This is a genomic window from Pseudomonas sp. IzPS59 (assembly GCF_014863505.1).
GTDB lineage: Bacteria > Pseudomonadota > Gammaproteobacteria > Pseudomonadales > Pseudomonadaceae > Aquipseudomonas > Aquipseudomonas kribbensis.
The window spans coordinates 1,120,298-1,138,233 of the sequence record NZ_CP062251.1; the positions used below are offsets into that span (position 1 = coordinate 1,120,298).

Annotated in this window: 16 protein-coding genes; 10 read left to right on the forward strand and 6 right to left on the reverse strand. The window is 61.1% G+C overall.

All coding sequences use genetic code 11. The features are described from left to right. Nucleotides 1-60: 60 nt before the first annotated feature. The 4 genes from IF189_RS04880 (at nt 61) to IF189_RS04895 (ending at nt 4,519) form a co-directional block, all read left to right on the forward strand. Nucleotides 61-366, forward strand: coding sequence for a DUF3649 domain-containing protein (locus IF189_RS04880; RefSeq protein ID WP_134825537.1), 306 nt, complete (start codon nt 61-63; stop codon nt 364-366). A gap of 66 nt (nt 367-432) precedes the next feature. Then, nucleotides 433-999 carry an RNA polymerase sigma factor gene (locus tag IF189_RS04885; RefSeq protein WP_134825538.1) on the forward strand — a complete coding sequence of 189 codons (567 nt, stop codon included), beginning with the start codon at nt 433-435 and terminating at the stop codon, nt 997-999. Next, nucleotides 996-1,985, forward strand: a complete 990-nt coding sequence (locus tag IF189_RS04890; RefSeq protein WP_192552917.1) for a FecR family protein — start codon at nt 996-998, stop codon at nt 1,983-1,985. The genes IF189_RS04885 and IF189_RS04890 overlap by 4 nt, the downstream gene beginning before the upstream one ends. A gap of 104 nt (nt 1,986-2,089) precedes the next feature. After that, the gene (locus tag IF189_RS04895) at nt 2,090-4,519 is read left to right on the forward strand and encodes a TonB-dependent siderophore receptor (protein ID WP_192552918.1); all 2,430 of its coding nucleotides are present in this window, start codon (nt 2,090-2,092) and stop codon (nt 4,517-4,519) included. Here the strand turns inward: IF189_RS04895 and IF189_RS04900 are convergent, their stop codons facing one another. After that, nucleotides 4,520-5,395, reverse strand: coding sequence for an AraC family transcriptional regulator (locus IF189_RS04900; RefSeq protein ID WP_114886593.1), 876 nt, complete (start codon nt 5,393-5,395; stop codon nt 4,520-4,522). 143 nt (nt 5,396-5,538) lie between these two features. Here IF189_RS04900 and IF189_RS04905 point away from each other — a divergent pair, with 143 nt between their 5' ends. Beyond that, nucleotides 5,539-6,441, forward strand: coding sequence for a DMT family transporter (locus IF189_RS04905; RefSeq protein ID WP_134825542.1), 903 nt, complete (start codon nt 5,539-5,541; stop codon nt 6,439-6,441). Between the two features lie 11 nt (nt 6,442-6,452). Here the strand turns inward: IF189_RS04905 and IF189_RS04910 are convergent, their stop codons facing one another. The 3 genes from IF189_RS04910 to IF189_RS04920 all read right to left on the reverse strand — a co-directional run bounded on the left by IF189_RS04910 (nt 6,453) and on the right by IF189_RS04920 (nt 9,681). Next, a complete protein-coding gene (locus IF189_RS04910; RefSeq protein WP_192552919.1) occupies nt 6,453-6,956 on the reverse strand; it encodes a DUF2165 domain-containing protein in 504 nt (167 codons plus the stop codon). A 194-nt stretch (nt 6,957-7,150) separates the two neighbouring features. Further along, nucleotides 7,151-8,125, reverse strand: coding sequence for a 2-hydroxyacid dehydrogenase (locus IF189_RS04915; RefSeq protein WP_134825544.1), 975 nt, complete (start codon nt 8,123-8,125; stop codon nt 7,151-7,153). A gap of 587 nt (nt 8,126-8,712) precedes the next feature. After that, nucleotides 8,713-9,681, reverse strand: a complete 969-nt coding sequence (locus IF189_RS04920; protein ID WP_085711718.1) for a LysR family transcriptional regulator — start codon at nt 9,679-9,681, stop codon at nt 8,713-8,715. A gap of 182 nt (nt 9,682-9,863) precedes the next feature. Between IF189_RS04920 and IF189_RS04925 the strand changes: the two genes are divergently transcribed. The 4 genes from IF189_RS04925 to IF189_RS04940 are packed head-to-tail and all read left to right on the forward strand — an operon-like array spanning nt 9,864 to nt 14,642. After that, a complete protein-coding gene (locus IF189_RS04925; protein WP_134825546.1) occupies nt 9,864-11,375 on the forward strand; it encodes an efflux transporter outer membrane subunit in 1,512 nt (503 codons plus the stop codon). Nucleotides 11,376-11,385: 10 nt separating this feature from the next. Further along, nucleotides 11,386-13,578: an FUSC family protein gene (locus IF189_RS04930; protein ID WP_134825547.1), complete on the forward strand. Its 2,193-nt coding sequence runs from the start codon at nt 11,386-11,388 to the stop codon at nt 13,576-13,578. Beyond that, nucleotides 13,568-13,768: a DUF1656 domain-containing protein gene (locus IF189_RS04935; RefSeq protein WP_003221811.1), complete on the forward strand. Its 201-nt coding sequence runs from the start codon at nt 13,568-13,570 to the stop codon at nt 13,766-13,768. Before IF189_RS04930 ends, IF189_RS04935 begins: the two co-directional genes overlap by 11 nt. A gap of 10 nt (nt 13,769-13,778) precedes the next feature. Further along, nucleotides 13,779-14,642, forward strand: coding sequence for an HlyD family secretion protein (locus IF189_RS04940; RefSeq protein ID WP_134825548.1), 864 nt, complete (start codon nt 13,779-13,781; stop codon nt 14,640-14,642). Nucleotides 14,643-14,686: 44 nt separating this feature from the next. Here the strand turns inward: IF189_RS04940 and IF189_RS04945 are convergent, their stop codons facing one another. Continuing rightward, nucleotides 14,687-15,085: a DUF4440 domain-containing protein gene (locus tag IF189_RS04945; protein WP_192552920.1), complete on the reverse strand. Its 399-nt coding sequence runs from the start codon at nt 15,083-15,085 to the stop codon at nt 14,687-14,689. Between the two features lie 130 nt (nt 15,086-15,215). Between IF189_RS04945 and IF189_RS04950 the strand changes: the two genes are divergently transcribed. After that, a complete protein-coding gene (locus IF189_RS04950; RefSeq protein ID WP_134828704.1) occupies nt 15,216-16,517 on the forward strand; it encodes an IS4 family transposase in 1,302 nt (433 codons plus the stop codon). Here the strand turns inward: IF189_RS04950 and IF189_RS04955 are convergent. Next, complete coding sequence (locus IF189_RS04955; protein WP_192552921.1) at nt 16,498-17,883, reverse strand: MFS transporter; 1,386 nt, start codon at nt 17,881-17,883, stop codon at nt 16,498-16,500. The two genes, IF189_RS04950 and IF189_RS04955, sit on opposite strands and share 20 nt — an antisense overlap. Nucleotides 17,884-17,936 lie beyond the last annotated feature (53 nt).

A 17,936-nucleotide genomic window follows, 5' to 3' on the forward strand; every position in this document is an offset into this window, starting at 1 on the left:
ATATCGCTCATCTGTCGTCTCGGCTCGTTGGCCGGGCGTTAACCGTTTCAGGGCCGAAACATGAAAGCCAAACTCGCCGAACTCCCCATGTCCTACCGTCTGGCCGTCACGTCGCGGGTGCTCGCAGCGGTGTTTGGCGGCTATCTGGTCGCGGCGCTGGCCAGTGTCACGCTGACCCTCTGGTTGCCGCTGAACCGCGCCGAAGCGGTCGTCACCGGCATGACCGTTTCGTTCCTGGTCTATCTGGTGGCGGTGCTCTGGTGTTTCGCCTGTCGCAGCGCATGGTCGGCGTGGGTCGGCTTGCTGGTGCCGAGCGTGATTCTGGCGACCATCTCCGGCGCTGCCCGAGGTCTGGGTTACGCATGAAAGAGGGTTTAACGCAGGCAATGACTGGCCCGCTGCCGCTCTCTGTCGCAGGGTTCTTGAACTGACATGCTGATCAGCCATCCGCCCGAGTCCCGCGACGACGAACCCCACGGCGCCCGTGCGCATTTTCTGCAGGTGTTTTTGTCCCAGCGCTCGCAAATGGAAGCTTTGGTGAACCGCCGCGTCGGCTGTAGGGCAACCGCGGCGGACCTGGTGCAGGATCTGTTCTTGCGTTTCTGGCGCCGGCCGCTGGTGCAGGTCGAAGAACTCAGTACCTACCTGTTGCGTTGTGCCGGCAACATCGCCATCGATCATTTGCGCAGCGAAGGCACGCGAGTGCGGGTCAACGAAGGCTGGCAGCCGGATGAACCGGACAGCAGCGCCAGCGAACCACAAGCCGCCCTAGAAGCAGGCAATGATCTGCGCCACGTCGAGGCGGCGTTGCGCGCATTGCCCGAGCGCACGCGGCAGATCTTTTTGCTCAATCGCATCCACGGGCGCAAGTACGCCGAGATCGCCAAAGCCATGGGCCTGTCCCAAAGCGCTGTGGAAAAACATATGATGCGCGCCCTCGAGGCCTGCAAGGCCAGCCTGCGCGAACCCGCGCTACGCCTGCCAGGGAAAGCACCGTGAATCACACCGACCGCGTCACGCCGACGCCCGCTCAGGAGCAGGCGGCATTTGCCTGGCTGAGCCTGTTGCACGACCGCCCCAGCACCGGTGATCAACTGACCTTCAGCCAATGGCTGCATGCCGATCCCGCCCACGCCGAGGCTTACGCCCAGGCGCAAGTCATCTGGGAATTGAGCGAAGGGCCGGCCCGCACACTGGCCGATGAAGAAGCGTTCGCCTTGCAGGGTTACCTGAATGCGATGGACCGGCCGCGCCGTCCGCAGGTCCGGCGCTGGGCCGGGGTGCTGGCGATGGCGGCCTGTCTGTTGTTGATGATCAGCCTCGGCACCGGTTGGCAGCCGCAGCGCTGGATCGACGATCTGGGTGCCGATTATGTTTCGGCACCGGGTGAGATCCGCACGGTGACCCTCGCCGATCAATCGCAAGTGACATTGGACGCCGACAGCGCCATCGCCGTGGATTTCAGTCACGGCGAGCGGCATGTTCAACTGCGTCGGGGCGCCGGATTTTTCAGCGTGACCCACACCGGCGAGCCGTTCGTGGTCGAGGCTGAAAAGGGCCAGGCGCGGGTGCTCGGCACGCAGTTCGAAGTGCGCCTGCAACCTCATGGTGCCCAGGTCACCGTGTTGTCCGGACGCGTCGGTGTAACGGCGGCAAGAGACGCCGAACAACAGGTTCTCACCGCCGGCCAGCAAGTGGCGTATGGCGAAGGTTCAGCGCAAAAACTGCACGCCGTGGACAGCGAAGCGCAACTGGCCTGGCGTCAGGGCTGGCTGACTTACTACAAGTCGACACTGGCGGATGTGGTGCAGGATCTGCGGCGTTATTACCCGGGACGGATCATGTTGCTCAATGATGAACTCGGCGCGCGCAAGGTCAGCGGAAGCTTTCCGAGCAAGGATCCGCAAGCGGTGTTGAATTCGCTGCAAGGGGTTCTGGGATTCGAGCAGCATCAGGTGTTGGGCAAGCTGATTATCCTGCGCTGAAAATATTTTCAGATTTGTGGTGAGGTAAATCCCGACGCCATCCGTGTAGTGACTGAAACTGCGAGTCATTCGCATCCGTTGCGGTTCTACACAGGTCATGAGCAATGAAGTCCAGGGCAAAATCGGGTTCGGTCAAACAGTGGTTCGGCGCCTCGGCGCTGAGTTTTGCGGCGTTGGCGTTGCTGCCGATGAGCGTGGCGCAGGCCGCTGAAAGCAACAGCAGCCAGCCACAGAAACAGTTCAGTTTTTCCCTGGCTGCCAAACCGCTGCCGCAGGCTTTGAGCGATTTCAGTCGCGTGACCGGCCAGAGCGTGGTCTACACCGTCGAAGCGCCTTACGGCCTCAATGCACCGGCGGTCAGCGGGCAGATGAGTGCCGAACAGGCACTGCAACGATTGCTCACCGGTTCCGGCCTGACCTTCCGCCGCACCGACAGCCATACCCTGGCCCTCGAACCACAACCGACCGCAGGTGCGCTGAACCTCGGCGCGACGAACATCACCTCGGTCATCGACCAACCGATGAGTTACCAGCCGCCGGAAACCAGTTCGGTGATGCGTTCCTCGGCCTCGCTTCAGGAAATCCCGCAGACCGTCAACGTGATCCCGGCCCAGGTCATTCGCGACCAGGCGCCGCGCAATCTCGATGATGCACTGGCCAACGTCAGCGGCATCACCCAGGGCAACACGCTGGGCAGCACCCAGGATTCGGTGATGACCCGCGGCTTCGGCGACAACCGCAACGGCTCGATCATGCGCGACGGCATGCCGGTGGTGCAGGGCCGCGGCATGAACGCCACCGTGGATCGCGTCGAAGTGCTCAAGGGCCCGGCTTCGCTGCTGTACGGGATTCAGGACCCGGGCGGCGTGGTCAACATGGTCAGCAAGAAGCCTGAACTGACCCAGTACAACGCCTTGACGTTGCGTGGCTCGACCTACGGCGATGGCAAGAACGGTAGCGGTGGCTCCTTCGACAGCACCGGTGCGCTGGGGGATTCCGGCCTGGCCTATCGCATGGTGCTGGATCATGAAGACGAAGATTACTGGCGCAATTTCGGTACCCACCGTGAAAGCCTGATCGCGCCGTCGCTGGCCTGGTACGGCGAGCGCACCAAGCTGTTGTTCGCATACGAGCATCGGGAATTCCTGACGCCGTTCGACCGTGGCACCCTGATCGACCCACGCACCAACCATCCGCTGGACATCTCGCGCAACGAGCGTCTCGACGAGAAATTCAACGACATGGAAGGGCGTTCGGACCTCTACCACTTCGAGGCCGACCATGAACTCAACGACGACTGGAAAGCTCACTTCGGCTACAGCTGGAACCGCGAGACCTACGACGCCAGCCAGGTCCGCGTAACCGCCATCGACACCAAAAAAGGCACCCTGACCCGCAGCATGGACGGCACTCAGGGCGCGATCAGCACCGACCGTTTCACCACCGCCAGCCTCGAAGGCAAGGTCAACGTGCTGGGCATGCAGCATGACCTGGTGTTCGGCGTCGACGACGAGTACCGCAAGATCTACCGCGCCGACTTGATTCGCCAGAAAAGCCTGAGCACCTTCAGCTACGTCAATCCGGTGTACGGTCGTGAAGTTGCCGGCTCCACCGTCAGCCCGGCTGACAGTGCGCAGACCGATCTGCTGCGCAGCGACTCGGTATTCCTGCAGGACTCGATCCACCTCAACGACCAGTGGATTCTGGTGGCCGGCGGACGCTTCCAGGAGTACGACCAGTACGCCGGCAAAGGCGTGCCGTTCAAGGCCAACACCGACAGCAACGGTCAGAAATGGGTGCCCCGCGCCGGTCTCGTGTATCGCTACACCGACGCGCTGTCGTTCTACGGCAGTTACACCGAGTCGTTCAAGCCGAACTCCACCATCGCCCCGTTGAGCGGCAGCAGCACCGTGCTCGACGGCAGCATCGCGCCGGAAGAAGCCAAGTCCTGGGAGCTGGGCGCACGCCTCGATATTCCGGGCCGTGTTACCGGCAACATCGCCCTGTTCGACATCAAGAAACGCAACGTGCTGGTGGCCAACGCCGAAGGCCCGACCACGATTTACAGCGCTGCCGGTGAAGTGCGTTCCCGTGGTCTGGAAGTGGACCTGACCGGCCAGCTCAGCGACCGCTGGAGCATGATCGGCAGCTACGCCTACACCGATGCCGAGGTCACCGAAGATCCGGACTACAAAGGCAACAAGCTGCAGAACGTGGCGAAGAACACCGGCTCGCTGTCGGCGGTCTACGACTTCGGCAGCGTGATCGGCGGCGATCAACTGCGGGTCGGCGCGGGCGCGCGGTATGTCGGTGAGCGGGCGGGTAACGCGGTGAATGATTTCGAGCTGCCGAGCTACACCGTGGCCGATGCGTTCGCCACTTACGACACCAAGGTGGAAGGGCAGAAGGTCAAGTTCCAGCTCAACGTGAAGAACCTGTTCGACCGCACCTACTACACCTCGGCGGCGAGCCGGTTCTTTGTGTCGATGGGTGATTCGCGGCAGATTTCGTTGTCGAGCACGCTGGAGTTCTGATCAGCGTAAAAACGCCTGGCGATACTCGCCGGGCGTTCCACCCAGCACCTGACGAAAGCGGTTGGTGAAGTGGCTGGCACTGGCAAACCCGCACGCCAGGGCAATTTCCCCCAACGGCAACGCCGTTCCCCGCAACAACTCCCGCGCCCGGCTCAAGCGCCGCGCCAGCACATATTGATGCGGCGGCAGGCCGAAGCTCACCCGGAACATCCGCGCAAAGTGGTATTCCGACAACGCACACAACCCCGCCAGTTGCCCGAGGCTGATCGGCTCGGCCAGTTGGCTGTCGATGAACTCCACCAGCTGCCGGCGTTGATGCGGCGCCAGTCCGCCCTTCAAGCGCAGACCCTGACGCACGCCGACCTGACTGAGCAGGGTATGGCTGATCAGTTCATGGGCAAGGCTGCTGGTCAGCAAACGTTCGGCGGGTTCGTCCCAATTCAGCGTAAGCAACTGCCGGAAGCGTTGTGCTTGTTGTGGGTCTTCGAGGAAGGTCTGTTCGCGCAACTGCATTTCCCGGGGCTCGCGATCCAGCAGCGTGACGCAACCCAAGGCAAATTGTTCGGCGCTGAAATACAGGTGGGCCAGACGGATATCGCCGTTGATCACCCAGCCCGACTCGTGATCGGCCGGCAGGATACAGAGCTTGTCCGGCCCGCCTTTCTGCCCGGGTTGATCGCGACGGAATGTACCGGTGCCGCCGGCGATGTAGCAGGACAGGGTGTGATGACTCGGCGCTTCATAATCCTGCGCATCGTGGTGGTTGGTCCACAAAGCGGCAGACAAGCCGTCACCCAGCTCGGCGCTGTGCACAAGACGTGCGTTCGGCGAGCTGTTCAACGCTTGAAAGACTTGCAGGGTATCGATGGCGGCCATGGTCAGTCGGTTCTCTTCAACGCCTTGCATCCTACTCCGTAGATTTCGCGCTGCCAGCCTGCGCGCCGATAAAAGCGCAAGTTTATGCAAGCGTGAGCGGATGGCGCAGGCGGACACTGAAACCCAATCAAGGAGTGTCTGCCATGAACCTGTCGTTGTATTTGTTGACCGTACTGATTTGGGGCACCACCTGGATCGCCCTGAAGTGGCAACTGGGCGTGGTCGCGATTCCGGTGTCGATCGTCTATCGCTTCGGCCTTGCCGCGCTGGTGTTGTTTGCGCTGTTGCTGCTCAGCCGCCGTCTGCAACCGATGAACCGGCGCGGGCATCTGATCTGCGTGGCGCAGGGCTTATGCCTGTTCTGCGTCAACTTCATGTGTTTCCTGACCGCCAGCCAATGGATCCCCAGCGGTCTGGTGGCGGTGGTGTTTTCCACCGCGACCTTGTGGAACGCGCTGAATGCACGGGTGTTCTTCGGCCAGCGTATTGCGCGCAATGTGTTGATGGGCGGAGCGCTGGGGTTGTGTGGCCTTGGCCTGTTGTTCTGGCCGGAACTGGCCGGGCATCACGCCAGCCCGCAAACCCTGCTGGGTCTCGGTCTGGCGCTCTGCGGCACCCTGTGTTTCTCGGCGGGCAACATGTTGTCGAGCCTGCAACAGAAGGCCGGCCTCAAGCCGCTGACCACCAACGCCTGGGGCATGGCCTACGGCGCGGCGATGCTGTCGGTGTGGTGCCTGGTCAAAGGCATTCCGTTCGAGATGGAATGGACGTCTCGCTACATCGGCGCTCTGCTGTACCTGGTCATCCCCGGTTCGGTGATCGGTTTCACCGCGTACCTGACGCTGGTCGGTCGCATGGGGCCGGAACGCGCGGCCTACTGCACGGTGCTGTTCCCGGTAGTGGCGCTGAACGTATCGGCGTTTGCCGAAGGCTATCAATGGACGGCGCCGGCATTGGCGGGTTTGTTGCTGGTGATGTTGGGCAATGTGTTGGTGTTTCGCAAACCCAAACCTGTTATTGAAATGGTCGCCAAACCTGCACATTGAATACTGAATGTTCAACTGTCGACTTTCAATACCAGAAATATAAGTGCCGGTAACAGAAAGTCGACAATGCTTTGTGCCCACTTCATGGCATTCCAGTCTTTTGACTGATCCATGTCGAACCATTCATTGCCAATGACTTGCAGGCAGAAGTAATAAACAAACAACGCCACGAGAAACCCAAGCACGGCATATTTCTTTGCTTCATGAAACTGCTCGTCTGATGCGTTTATATTCTTTGCAAGTTGATAGCCTCCCAGCAGGCAGGCTGAAGTAAATATGGTCTCCAGTGTCATGATCATCCAGTAGATCCGGTGATGCATCATTTCCGAGTTGATCGAGCGGTACATCAAATGGCTGCCTGTCGTATCCATGCTCAGGATATGGCCAAGGTAAATGTAGTTCGAGTCGTAATCGGTGGCGTTGCTGAAAACAATCAGCGCGCCCAGCATGCCTACCATGAAAACGATTGCAACTTTACTTCTTCGAATAAGTTGGGAGGTTTTAAGGCCAGTCATTTGTTGATTCTCCGTGAATAGTATCTGTCCGTTGGCAGATGGTTCGCGGGATTCTATAGAGAGTCTAAGGGGGGGGGCGAAGAGTCGTTTTCAAGTTGTGTAGTTTAAAAGGGTGGTGAATAACTTCAGGCAATTTTAGAAAACAGGTTCAAGACAGACGGGGCCGGGAAACAGTGCTCCAGCCCCGTGGGTCATCAGTCTTTCCAGACTTGCGGATTAACCAGATCCTGCGGCCGTTCGCCGAGCAGTGCACTGCGCAGATTGGTCATCGCCCGATTTGCCATGGCTTCACGGGTTTCATTCGTCGCCGATCCAATGTGCGGCAGGGTCACAGCGTTTTTCAACTGGAACAGCGGCGATTCGGCCAGCGGTTCTTTCTCGTAGACGTCGAGGCCGGCGCCGCGAATGCGGTTGTTCTGCAACGCCTCGATCAAGGCCGGTTCGTCGACTACCGGGCCGCGGGAGATGTTCACCAGAATCGCGCCCGGCTTCATCAGCGCCAGTTCGCGATGGCTGATCAGATGACGGGTCTTGTCGCTGAGTGGCACCACCAGGCAGACGAAATCGGCTTCGGCCAGCAACTGATCGAGGCTGCGAAATTTTGCGCCGAGTTCTTGCTCCAGTCCGGTCTTGCGGCTGTTGCCGCTGTAGATAATCGGCATGTTGAAACCGAAACGTCCGCGACGGGCTACGGCGGCGCCGATGTTGCCCATGCCGACGATGCCCAGGGTCTTGCCGTGCACGTCGCAGCCGAACAGCGGTGCGCCGACGCTGGCTTGCCACTGGCCGGCCTTGGTCCAGGCGTCCAGTTCGGCGACGCGGCGGGCGCTGCTCATGATCAGGGCGAAGGCCAGGTCCGCGGTGCTTTCGGTCAGCACGTCCGGAGTGTTGGTGAGCATGATCCCGCGTTCGTTGAAGTAGGCGAGGTCGTAGTTGTCGTAGCCGACGGAGACGCTGGAGACCACTTCAAGTTTCGCGGCGTTTTCCAGTTGGGCCTTGCCGAGTTTGCGACCGACGCCGATCAGGCCGTGGGCGTGGGGCAGGGCTTCGTTGAACTGGGCGTTGATGTCGCCATTTTTCGGGTTGGGGACGATGACGTCGAAGTCCTGTTGCAGGCGTTCGATCATGGGTGGGGTGATGCGGCTGAAGGCCAAAACTGTTTTTTTCATTGGCTTGGGCTCGGCTGGGCGGCTGATGTGATTGCCAAGCAAGCTAACATTTTCTGTTTGGGGTTGTCTTGGCGGCCTCTGGGCCGACCAGGCTTTTGGGTTTTGGGTGAATATCCGTTTCTGCGGGTGTTGCGGCTGGCGGTTTCGCTCTTACAGCGAGTCACTTTTGCAGACGCCCAAAAGTAACCAAAACGCTGGGCCCCGGCGTTCGGCACCTCGCCTAGGCTCGGGGTTCCTTCGTTCCGGGACTCATCCGGGGGCACCGCCTCCGGTTTGCTTCGCTGCACCTCCTCTCGGTGTGTTCGACTTCGTCGAACGGCGCTTTGCGCCCACCCCCGGATGAATCCCTCCACTCAGCCTGCCGAAGGGGCCGGCAAGTCAAAAGCGGTACTCGAGCTAACGCTCATTGTGTTGAGTGGTGGGAAGCCAAAGCAGAAGCGAAATGTGGTTCTTTTAACTCGAGTTCGATTCGGTATCTCACGTCGGCGTACTTCTCCCAAACAACTCGGTCAGTCCCCTCTCCTCGGGGAGAGGGTTAGGGTGAGGGGTGGCGCTCTCAACATCACACCAATTTCAGGAGGACCAACTCAATTTGCAACCCGAACCCCCGCCAGACTCCCACTCATCTCATAAGCCGCCAATTCCGCCTGATGCCCCGCCAGAATCTCCGGCAACGACCCACGCAGATACTCGACCCAGGTCTTGATCTTCGCATCCAGATACTGCCGCGACGGGTAGATCGCATACAGGTTCAGTTCCTGTGAGCGGTAGTTCGGCATCACCCGCACCAGCGAGCCGTTGCGCAAGCCTTCGATCGCGGCATACACCGGCAATACACCGACACCCATCCCGCTGGTGATCGCGGTTTTCATCGCGTCGGCGGAGTTCACCAGGAAGGGTGAGCTGTTGATGGTGACCATTTCCTGGCCTTCCGGGCCGTCGAAGGCCCATTTTTCCAGGGGGATCACCGGGCTTACCAGGCGCAGGCAGGCGTGGTTCAGCAGGTCGCTGGGTTTCTGTGCGCAACCGTTGGCTTTCACGTAGGCCGGGGAGGCGCAGACGATGCTGTAGGTGATGCCCAGGCGTTGCGAGACGAAGCCCGAGTCCGGCAGCTCGCGGGCCAGGACGATGGACACGTCGTAGCCTTCGTCCAGCAGGTCCGGCACGCGGTTGGCCATGGTCAGGTCGAAGGTCACGTCCGGGTGGGTCTTGCGGTAGCGGGCGATGGCGTCGATCACGAAGTGCTGGCCGATGCCGGTCATGGTGTGCACTTTCAACTGACCGGCCGGGCGGGCATGGGCTTCGCTGGCTTCGGCTTCGGCCTCTTCGACGTAGGCGAGGATCTGCTCGCAGCGCAGCAAGTAGCGCTTGCCGGCCTCGGTGAGCGCGATGCGCCGGGTCGTACGGTTCAGCAGGCGGGTTTGCAGGTGGGCTTCCAGGTTGGAGACCGCGCGCGAGACGTTGGCAGTGGTGGTGTCGAGTTGCACGGCGGCAGCGGTGAAGCTGCCGGCTTCGGCCACACAACTGAAGGCGCGCATGTTTTGCAAAGTGTCCATGGGGTGCTCTCAAGGGAGATGGCAAATTGTGACACGAAGTTTCAGGGGCTGAGACCCCCGACCAAGGGATTATCTCGTTAACCGTAACAAAGATTCGCAGAAAACCCAGCTTATCGCCGTTCAGGGCGCCCCCTAGAATTGCGCCCACCTCGAAACATCCCCCACCTCAGGAATTCGCAGCAGTGCCGCGTCGCATCAACAGAGCGCTTTTGCCGCTCAGTGTTCTGGCTATTTCGTTAGGTCTCAGCGGCTGCATCGGAACCGGAGGGATTGCCCCGCAGGGCAAGGCTCTGGAGGCCAATGAACTGGCCACCGACGAGGCCATCGCCCACGCCGCCCGTGACGCAAACTGGCCCACCGCGCAGTGGTGGCAAGCCTACGGCGACCCCCAACTCAATCGCTGGATCGACCTGGCCGTACAGGGCAGCCCGACCCTGGCCATGGCCGCTGCGCGAGTGCGTCAGGCCCGGTCCATGGCCGGTGTCGCCGAATCCGCCGAGTCGTTGCAGATCAATGGCGAGTCGACCCTCAAGCGCCACAACTGGCCGACCGACCAGTTCTACGGTCCCGGCGAGCTGGCCAATACCACGACCTGGGACAACAACGCCGCGCTGGGTTTCAGTTACGCCCTCGACCTCTGGGGCCGTGAAAGCAACAGCACCGAACGTGCGGTGGACCTCGCGCACATGAGCGCTGCCGAGGCGCGTCAGGCGCAGCTCGAGTTGCAGAACAACATCGTGCGTGCCTACATCGAACTGTCGCTGCATTACGCCCAGCGCGACATCGTCGCGGCGACGCTCAAGCAACAACAACAGATTCTCGAACTGGCGCAGAAACGCCTGAACGGCGGCATCGGCACGCACTTCGAAGTCAGTCAGGCTGAAACGCCGCTGCCGGAAACCCATCGGCAACTGGATGCACTGGACGAAGAAATCGCCCTGAGCCGCAACCAGATCGCGGCATTGGCCGGCAAAGGGCCGGGCGCCGGCGCGCAGTTGCAGCGTCCGACCCTGTCCCTCGGCGCGGCGCTGAAATTGCCGTCGGCATTGCCCGCCGAATTGCTCGGTCAGCGTCCGGACGTGGTCGCCAGTCGCTGGCAAGTGGCGGCCCAGGCGCGCGGGATCGATGTCGCGCATGCCGGGTTCTACCCCAACGTCGATCTGGTCGGCAGCCTCGGCTACATGGCCACCGGCGGCGGGGCGCTGGAGTTTTTGACCGGCAAGAAGCTCAACTACAACGTCGGGCCGGCGATCTCGCTGCCGATCTTCGATGGCGGGCGACTGCGTGCCGAACTCGGTGAAGCGTCGGCGGGTTATGACATCGCCGTCGCGCATTACAACCAGACCCTGGTCAATGCGTTGAAGAACATCTCCGACCAGTTGATCCGCCGCGAGTCGATGGACAAGCAGCAGACCTTCGCCGCCGAGTCCGTGGCCACCGCGCAGAAGACCTACGACATCGCGATGATCGCCTACCAACGCGGCCTCACCGATTACCTCAACGTGCTGAACGCCCAGACCTTGCTGTTCAAACAGCAACAGGTTCAGCAGCAGGTGCAGGCGGCGCGCTTGAGTGCCCATGCGGAATTGGTGACGGCGTTGGGTGGCGGTCTTGGCGCGGGTAAAGACGTGCCGACCGCTGAGCAGACCGCCGCACCGAAAACCCCGGCCCTTCTTCAAGCCCTCGACCACTGAGCAAGCCTTAATGACTCCCTTGCCCGCACCTTTGCGCTGGCTCTACTCCCTGGAATGGCGCCGGGGTTTCTTCGACTGGGCGCGCAGCGACGGCGTGACCTGGGTCTACATCTTCAAGGTGTTGATCGCCGCGTTCCTGACCCTGTGGCTGGCGATGCGCCTGGAACTGCCGCAACCTCGTACGGCGATGATCACCGTGTTCATCGTCATGCAGCCGCAGAGCGGTCAGGTGTTCGCCAAGAGTTTCTATCGCTTCCTCGGCACCCTGGCCGGGTCGGCGATGATGGTCACGCTGATTTCGCTGTTCGCCCAGAACACCGAACTGTTCCTTGGCTCGTTGGCGATCTGGGTCGGTATCTGCTCGGCCGGCGCCGCCCGTTGTCGCAACTTCCGCGCCTACGGTTTTGTGCTGGCCGGGTACACCGCCGCGATGGTCGGCCTGCCGGCGCTTGCCCACCCCGATGGCGCGTTCATGGCGGCGGTATGGCGAGTGCTGGAAATCTCGCTGGGGATTCTCTGCTCGACCCTGGTCAGCGCCGCGATCCTGCCGCAGACCGCCAGTGCGGCGATGCGCAATGCCTTGTATCAGCGCTTCGGTGTGTTCGCGCTGTTCGTCACCGATGGCCTGCGCGGGCGCAGCAAACCGGAGGCGTTCGAGGCCAGCAACGTGCGCTTCATCGCCGAAGCGGTGGGGCTGGAAGGGCTGCGCAGCGTGACCGTGTTCGAAGACCCGCACATGCGTCGGCGTAACGGTCGGCTCAGTCGTTTGAACAGCGAATTCATGGGCATCACCACCCGCTTCAACGCCTTGCACCAGTTGCTTGAACGCCTGCGCGTCAATGACGAAGAGCATGTCGTGGCGGCGATCAAACCGGGTTTGCAGGATCTGGCCGAAGTGCTTGACGGCTTCAGCGGCCGTGCCCTGACCAGCCCGGATGCGGCGCGTCTGGTGACGGCGCTGGCGGCATACAAGGAAGGCTTGCCGACGCGGGTGCGCAGTCTGCGGGCGGCCTTCCAGGAGAGCGGTCCGAGCGAGGCCGAGCTGCTGGATTTCCACACGGCGTATGAACTGCTTTATCGCTTCGTCGATGACCTGCACGGTTATGCACAGACCCACGCCTCGCTGGCCGATCACAGCCACGAACGCGAGCGCTGGGACGAGCCGTTCACCCCGCAGACCAGTTGGTGGGCCGCAGCAGCTTCGGGGATTCGTGCCACGTTCATCCTGGTCGTGCTCGGCAGTTACTGGGTCGCCACCGCGTGGCCGAGCGGCGCGACCATGACCCTGATCGCCGCCGCCACCGTGGGCCTGTCGGCGGCGACGCCGAACCCGAAACGCATGGCGTTCCAGATGGCCTGCGGCACGTTCCTCGGGGCGCTGATCGGCTTCGTCGAGATGTTTTTCATCTTCCCGTGGATCGACGGTTTCCCGCTGCTGTGCGTGATGCTCGCGCCGGTGATCGTGCTCGGCTCGTTCCTCGCCTCGCGGCCGCAGTACGCCGGTGTCGGCCTGGGTCTGCTGATCTTTTTCAGCACCGGTTCGGTGCCGGACAACCTGACGATCTACAACCCCTACACCTTCATCAACGACTATATCGCCATGGTCATGGGCATGCTTGTTTGCGCCGCGGCGGGGGCGATCATTCTGCCGCCGAACAGCCGCTGGTTGTGGCAGCGCCTGGAACAGGACCTGCGCGGGCAAGTGGTGTACGCGATCAGCGGCAAGCTCAAGGGCCTGGCGTCGAGTTTCGAAAGCCGTACCCGCGACCTGATGCATCAGGCTTACGGTCTCGCGGCCGGTCAGCCGCTGGTGCAGAAAAACCTGCTGCGCTGGATGTTCGTGGTGCTGGAAGTCGGCCACGCGATCATCGAGTTGCGCAAGGAGCAGGCGATCCTGCCGGTGCATCCGGCCTATGCCGAATCCCAGCCGTGGCGCCAGGCAATCCGGGTCATGGGGCGCTCGCTGGTGCGGCTGTTCCTGCAACCGAATTCGAGCAATCTGGAACGCGCACTGGTCGCGGTTGATCACGCGATCAGCCGTGTCGCTGCCACCGACGAGCCGTTCGCGCCGCACTTCGACACCTCGGCGCTGCGGCGGGTGAAAAGCTACCTGCATTTCATCCGCACCTCGTTGCTAGACCCGCAATCGCCACTCGCCGCCCATGCCATCGCCAAGCCCGAAGGACTTGCCCATGCCTCGTGAAATCGCCTTCCACGGCGTGTACATGCCGACCATGACCCTGATGTTTTTCGTTGCTGCGGCACTGGCCTGGGCGCTGGACCGGTTCCTGTCGGGGTTCGATCTGTATCGCTTTTTCTGGCACCCGGCGCTGCTGCGTTTGAGCCTGTTTACCTGTCTGTTCGGCGCGATGGCGCTGACTGTCTACCGTTGAGAACATTCTGATGAAAAAGTTTTTCAGCCTGCTCGCGACCCTGCTGGTGCTGGCCCTGGCGTTGTGGATCGGCCGCACATTGTGGGAGCACTACATGAACACCCCGTGGACCCGCGACGGTCGGGTGCGCGCCGACATCATCAACGTTGCCGCCGACGTCACCGGTGAAGTGGTCGACGTGCCGGTACGTGACAACCAATTGGTGAAGAAGGGTGACCTGCTGATGCAGATTGACCCCGAGCACTATCGCCTCGCGGTGAAGCAGGCGCAGTCGCTGGTGGCTTCACGCAAGGCCACGTGGGAAATGCGCAGGGTCAACGCTCATCGCCGCGCTGACATGGACGCATTGGTGATCTCCAAGGAAAACCGCGACGACGCCAGCAACATCGCCGACTCGGCACTGGCCGATTACCAACAGGCCCAGGCGCAACTGGAAGCCGCCGAACTCAACCTCAAACGCACTGAAGTGCGCGCGGCGGTGGACGGTTATGTGACCAACCTCAACGTCCATCGCGGCGACTACGCGCGCATCGGCGAAGCGAAAATGGCCGTGGTCGACATGAACTCGTTCTGGGTCTACGGCTTCTTCGAAGAAACCAAACTGCCTCACGTGCGCGTCGGTGACAAAGCCGACATGCAACTGATGAGCGGCGAAGTCCTCAAGGGCCACGTGGAGAGCATTTCCCGCGGCATCTATGACCGCGATAACCCGGAGAGCCGCGAGCTGATCGCCGATGTGAACCCGACCTTCAACTGGGTACGTCTGGCCCAGCGGGTGCCGGTGCGGATTCACATCGATGAAGTGCCGGAAGGTGTGCTGCTGGCGGCGGGGATTACCTGCACCGTTGTTGTGAAGCAGGATACTGTCGAGTAACCCGTTGGCGAGGGAGCAGGTTCCCTCGTCATGACCGGGCGGTGTCAGTCCTGGTAAAACGTCTCATGCAGATGACGCCAGATCACTCGCCCGGATTCGGTTTTTTCAAACACCACGGTTGAACGCCGATCCGTGTGCAACCCATTCGCATCGGTCTGCAGCTCGCGATAACTCACCGTCGCACCGCGTTCATGCAAGGCAATCCCGCAAAGCTCTCCGAGTTCGATCCTGAACCCGCTCCTCTTGCCGCCCGCCATTTGAAACAACCCACCTAGTGCCTCGAGATCCAGCAGGCGCCCCAGCGGCGTCACCATGGAAAACCGTGGCGAAAAGCGCGTCAGCAATCGCTCGAGTACGGCCTCGTCTTGCTCCACGGCAAACCATCGTTCGATGGCCTCGTGAGCCTGAATCACTTCGTCAAAATAGGCGGTGTAGTCAGTCATGTGGATTTCTCCTTAAGGGCCATCCCTTTCAAGGTCTTTGGTTAAAATGCCCCAAAAATTCAGTCAGGACGACGAAGCGATGTGGGCAGAGGTTTTAGCGAGGTTCGAGAAAAAAGCACCTGCCAGCGTTATGGCCAAATTGGCACTGGAGCACGCTATTGCCCCTGAGTGGGTTGATCAGGTCTTCGAAGAACATCGGCAACGGCAGTATTCTCGTGAGCTGTTGTTCTCGACCATTATCAAGCTGATGTCCCTTGTTTCATTGGGCTTGAAGCCTTCCCTGCACGCCGCCGCGCGGCAACTGGAAGATCTTCCTGTCAGTCTGGCGGCGCTCTACGACAAGATCAGTCGTACCGAGCCAGCTCTGTTGCGCGCACTGGTCACGGGCTGTGCGCAGCGCCTGGCTCCAACCATCAAGGAGTTGGGTTGCACGCAGATGCTGCCGGAGTGGCAGGTCCGGGTGGTAGACGGTAATCACTTGGCATCCACCGAGAAACGACTGGGGGCTTTACGCCACGAGCGTGGTGCCGCTCGACCCGGTTTCTCGGTGGTTGTCTACGACCCCGACCTGGACCAGGTCATCGACCTGCAGGCGTGCGAGGATGCCTACGCAAGCGAGCGTGTTTGCGTGTTGCCTCTCTTGGCCGATGCCGAGCCGGGCCAGGTGTGGCTGGCCGATCGACTCTATTGCACGCTCCCGGTCATGGAGGCTTGCGAGCAGGTCAAAACCTCCTTTGTCATTCGTCAACAAGCCAAGCATCCACGCCTGATTCAAGAGGGGCATTGGCAAGAACCAGTGCCTGTAAACACGGGCACTGTGCGTGAGCAGATTATTCAGGTCAGAGGCGGTTACCAGTGTCGGCGTGTTGAACTGACGCTTCACTCGCCAACGGACTCGGGTGACAGCAGCTTGATGTTCTGGAGCAACCTGCCTGAAAGCATCAGCGCACAGCAGATCGCGGAACTCTATCGCCGTCGCTGGAGCATAGAAGGCATGTTCCAGCGACTGGAAGCAATCCTGGAAAGCGAAATCGAAACCCTTGGTAGTCCAAAGGCTGCATTGCTCGGGTTCGCTACCGCGGTATTGGCCTACAACGTCCTGGCCGTACTCAAGCGAAGCGTCGAGCAAGCCCATCAGGATACTCAGCCTGACGGCTGGGAAGCCTCAACCTATCACTTGGCGGTTCAGGTCCGGAGTGGTTATGAAGGCCTGCAAATCGCGCTGCCCCTGGAATATTTTCCCGTCATACCTCTGGAAAAACTGGCCCAGCGCTTGTTGGAACTGGCCAGAAACATCCAACCCAAACAAGTTGCGAAAAGTCCACGGGGCCCCAAGGTGCCTAAACCCAAAACATGGGTGCAAGGCACTGCGGTGCATGCACATGTTTCAACGGACCGGGTAATCAAGGCCGCTAAAACGAAAAGACCTTGAAAGGGATGTCCTTAAGGGCAGGTGAGTTCAGCAGTGCGAGCACTGTCGTGGAGTCGAAGCGCAGCACGGCGACCATCGGCAACAGCGTCAGCAACGCGGCGGCGAGAAAGCAGTATTGGAAACCGTTGGCGCCCAACGCGCCCAGCAACGAGCTGAGCAGCGCCGCGCCGAGGCAGAAGCCGAGCTGACGGTTGATATTCCACAGGGCGCTGGAGTGGCCCATTTTTTCCGGCGTGATGCCGACAAACGCGAGGGTCTGCGCAGTGACGCTGCACAGACTGCCGCCCAGCCCCATCAGGGCGTAGGCGAGGATCAACGGGCCGCTGGCGGGCTGGTCGATCTGCATCAGTACGACAATGCCAAGGCATTGCAACAGCATGCCGGCGGTCAGCAACGGTTTGGGGCCGATCCGGTTGAAACTGCGTTTGCCCAGCATGATCGCCACGCCCGAGGCGGCCGCCCAGGACAGCATCAGCGACCCGGTTTTTGCTGCACCGAAACCGAGGTCATGCAGGTACAACACGGCAATCATGTTGGTGCCGGTAAAGATGCCGGGCACGAACAGATAGATCAGCATCGCCAGGCGCAGTGACGGGTTCTTGATCAGTTGAAGATCAAGGACTGCACCCGGTTTATTCCAGCCATCGCGCAGGTAGATCCACAACGTGATGACGCAGAGCAGCAGGACACCGCCCGCGAGGTGACGGGTTGCTGGAGCGCTTGCCAGACTGACGGCCATCAACAACAGACTCAGGGTCGACACCGCCAGCAACAGGCCACGAGCATCCAGTGTCGGGCGTTCACTCGTTGCCTGATCAGGTTTCAGCCAGAGCACGCCCAATCCGAAAGCGAAAAGCGCCACCGGCAGGTTCAGGTAGAAAATCCAGCGCCACGACAACGCTTCAACGATCAAGCCACCCGCTGCCGGTGACAGCGCCGGCACCATCAGCGCCACCAGCAGAACCACACCGGTGAAGTGCGCACGCTGTGTCGCCGGAAACTCTCGATAGGCCAGCGCCTGACCGACCGGCAGCAGCAACCCGCCACCGAGTCCTTGCAGCAGTCGCCAGCCGATCAGGCTTTCAATCGAACTCGCCTGAGCGATGAGCCCGGAGGCGATCCCGAACACCAGCAACGAACCAAGGATCAACCGCCGCTCGCCCACCCGTGCAGCCAGCCACACGCTCATCGGAATGATCAGCGTCAGCCCGAGCATGTAGGCGTTGGTGATCCACGCCAGTTGCGTCACCGAAGCGTGCAACTGCGCCGCGATATCGGGGTAGGCGATGTTGGCGGCGAACATGTTCAGCAGGTCGAGGGCAAACCCCAACAGATACACCAGCGCGACTTTCGAGCGATAGGCCATGGCAGCTTCCCTGTGATGAAGCGTGCAGGGTAGGGCGCTCGCGGCGATAGAAA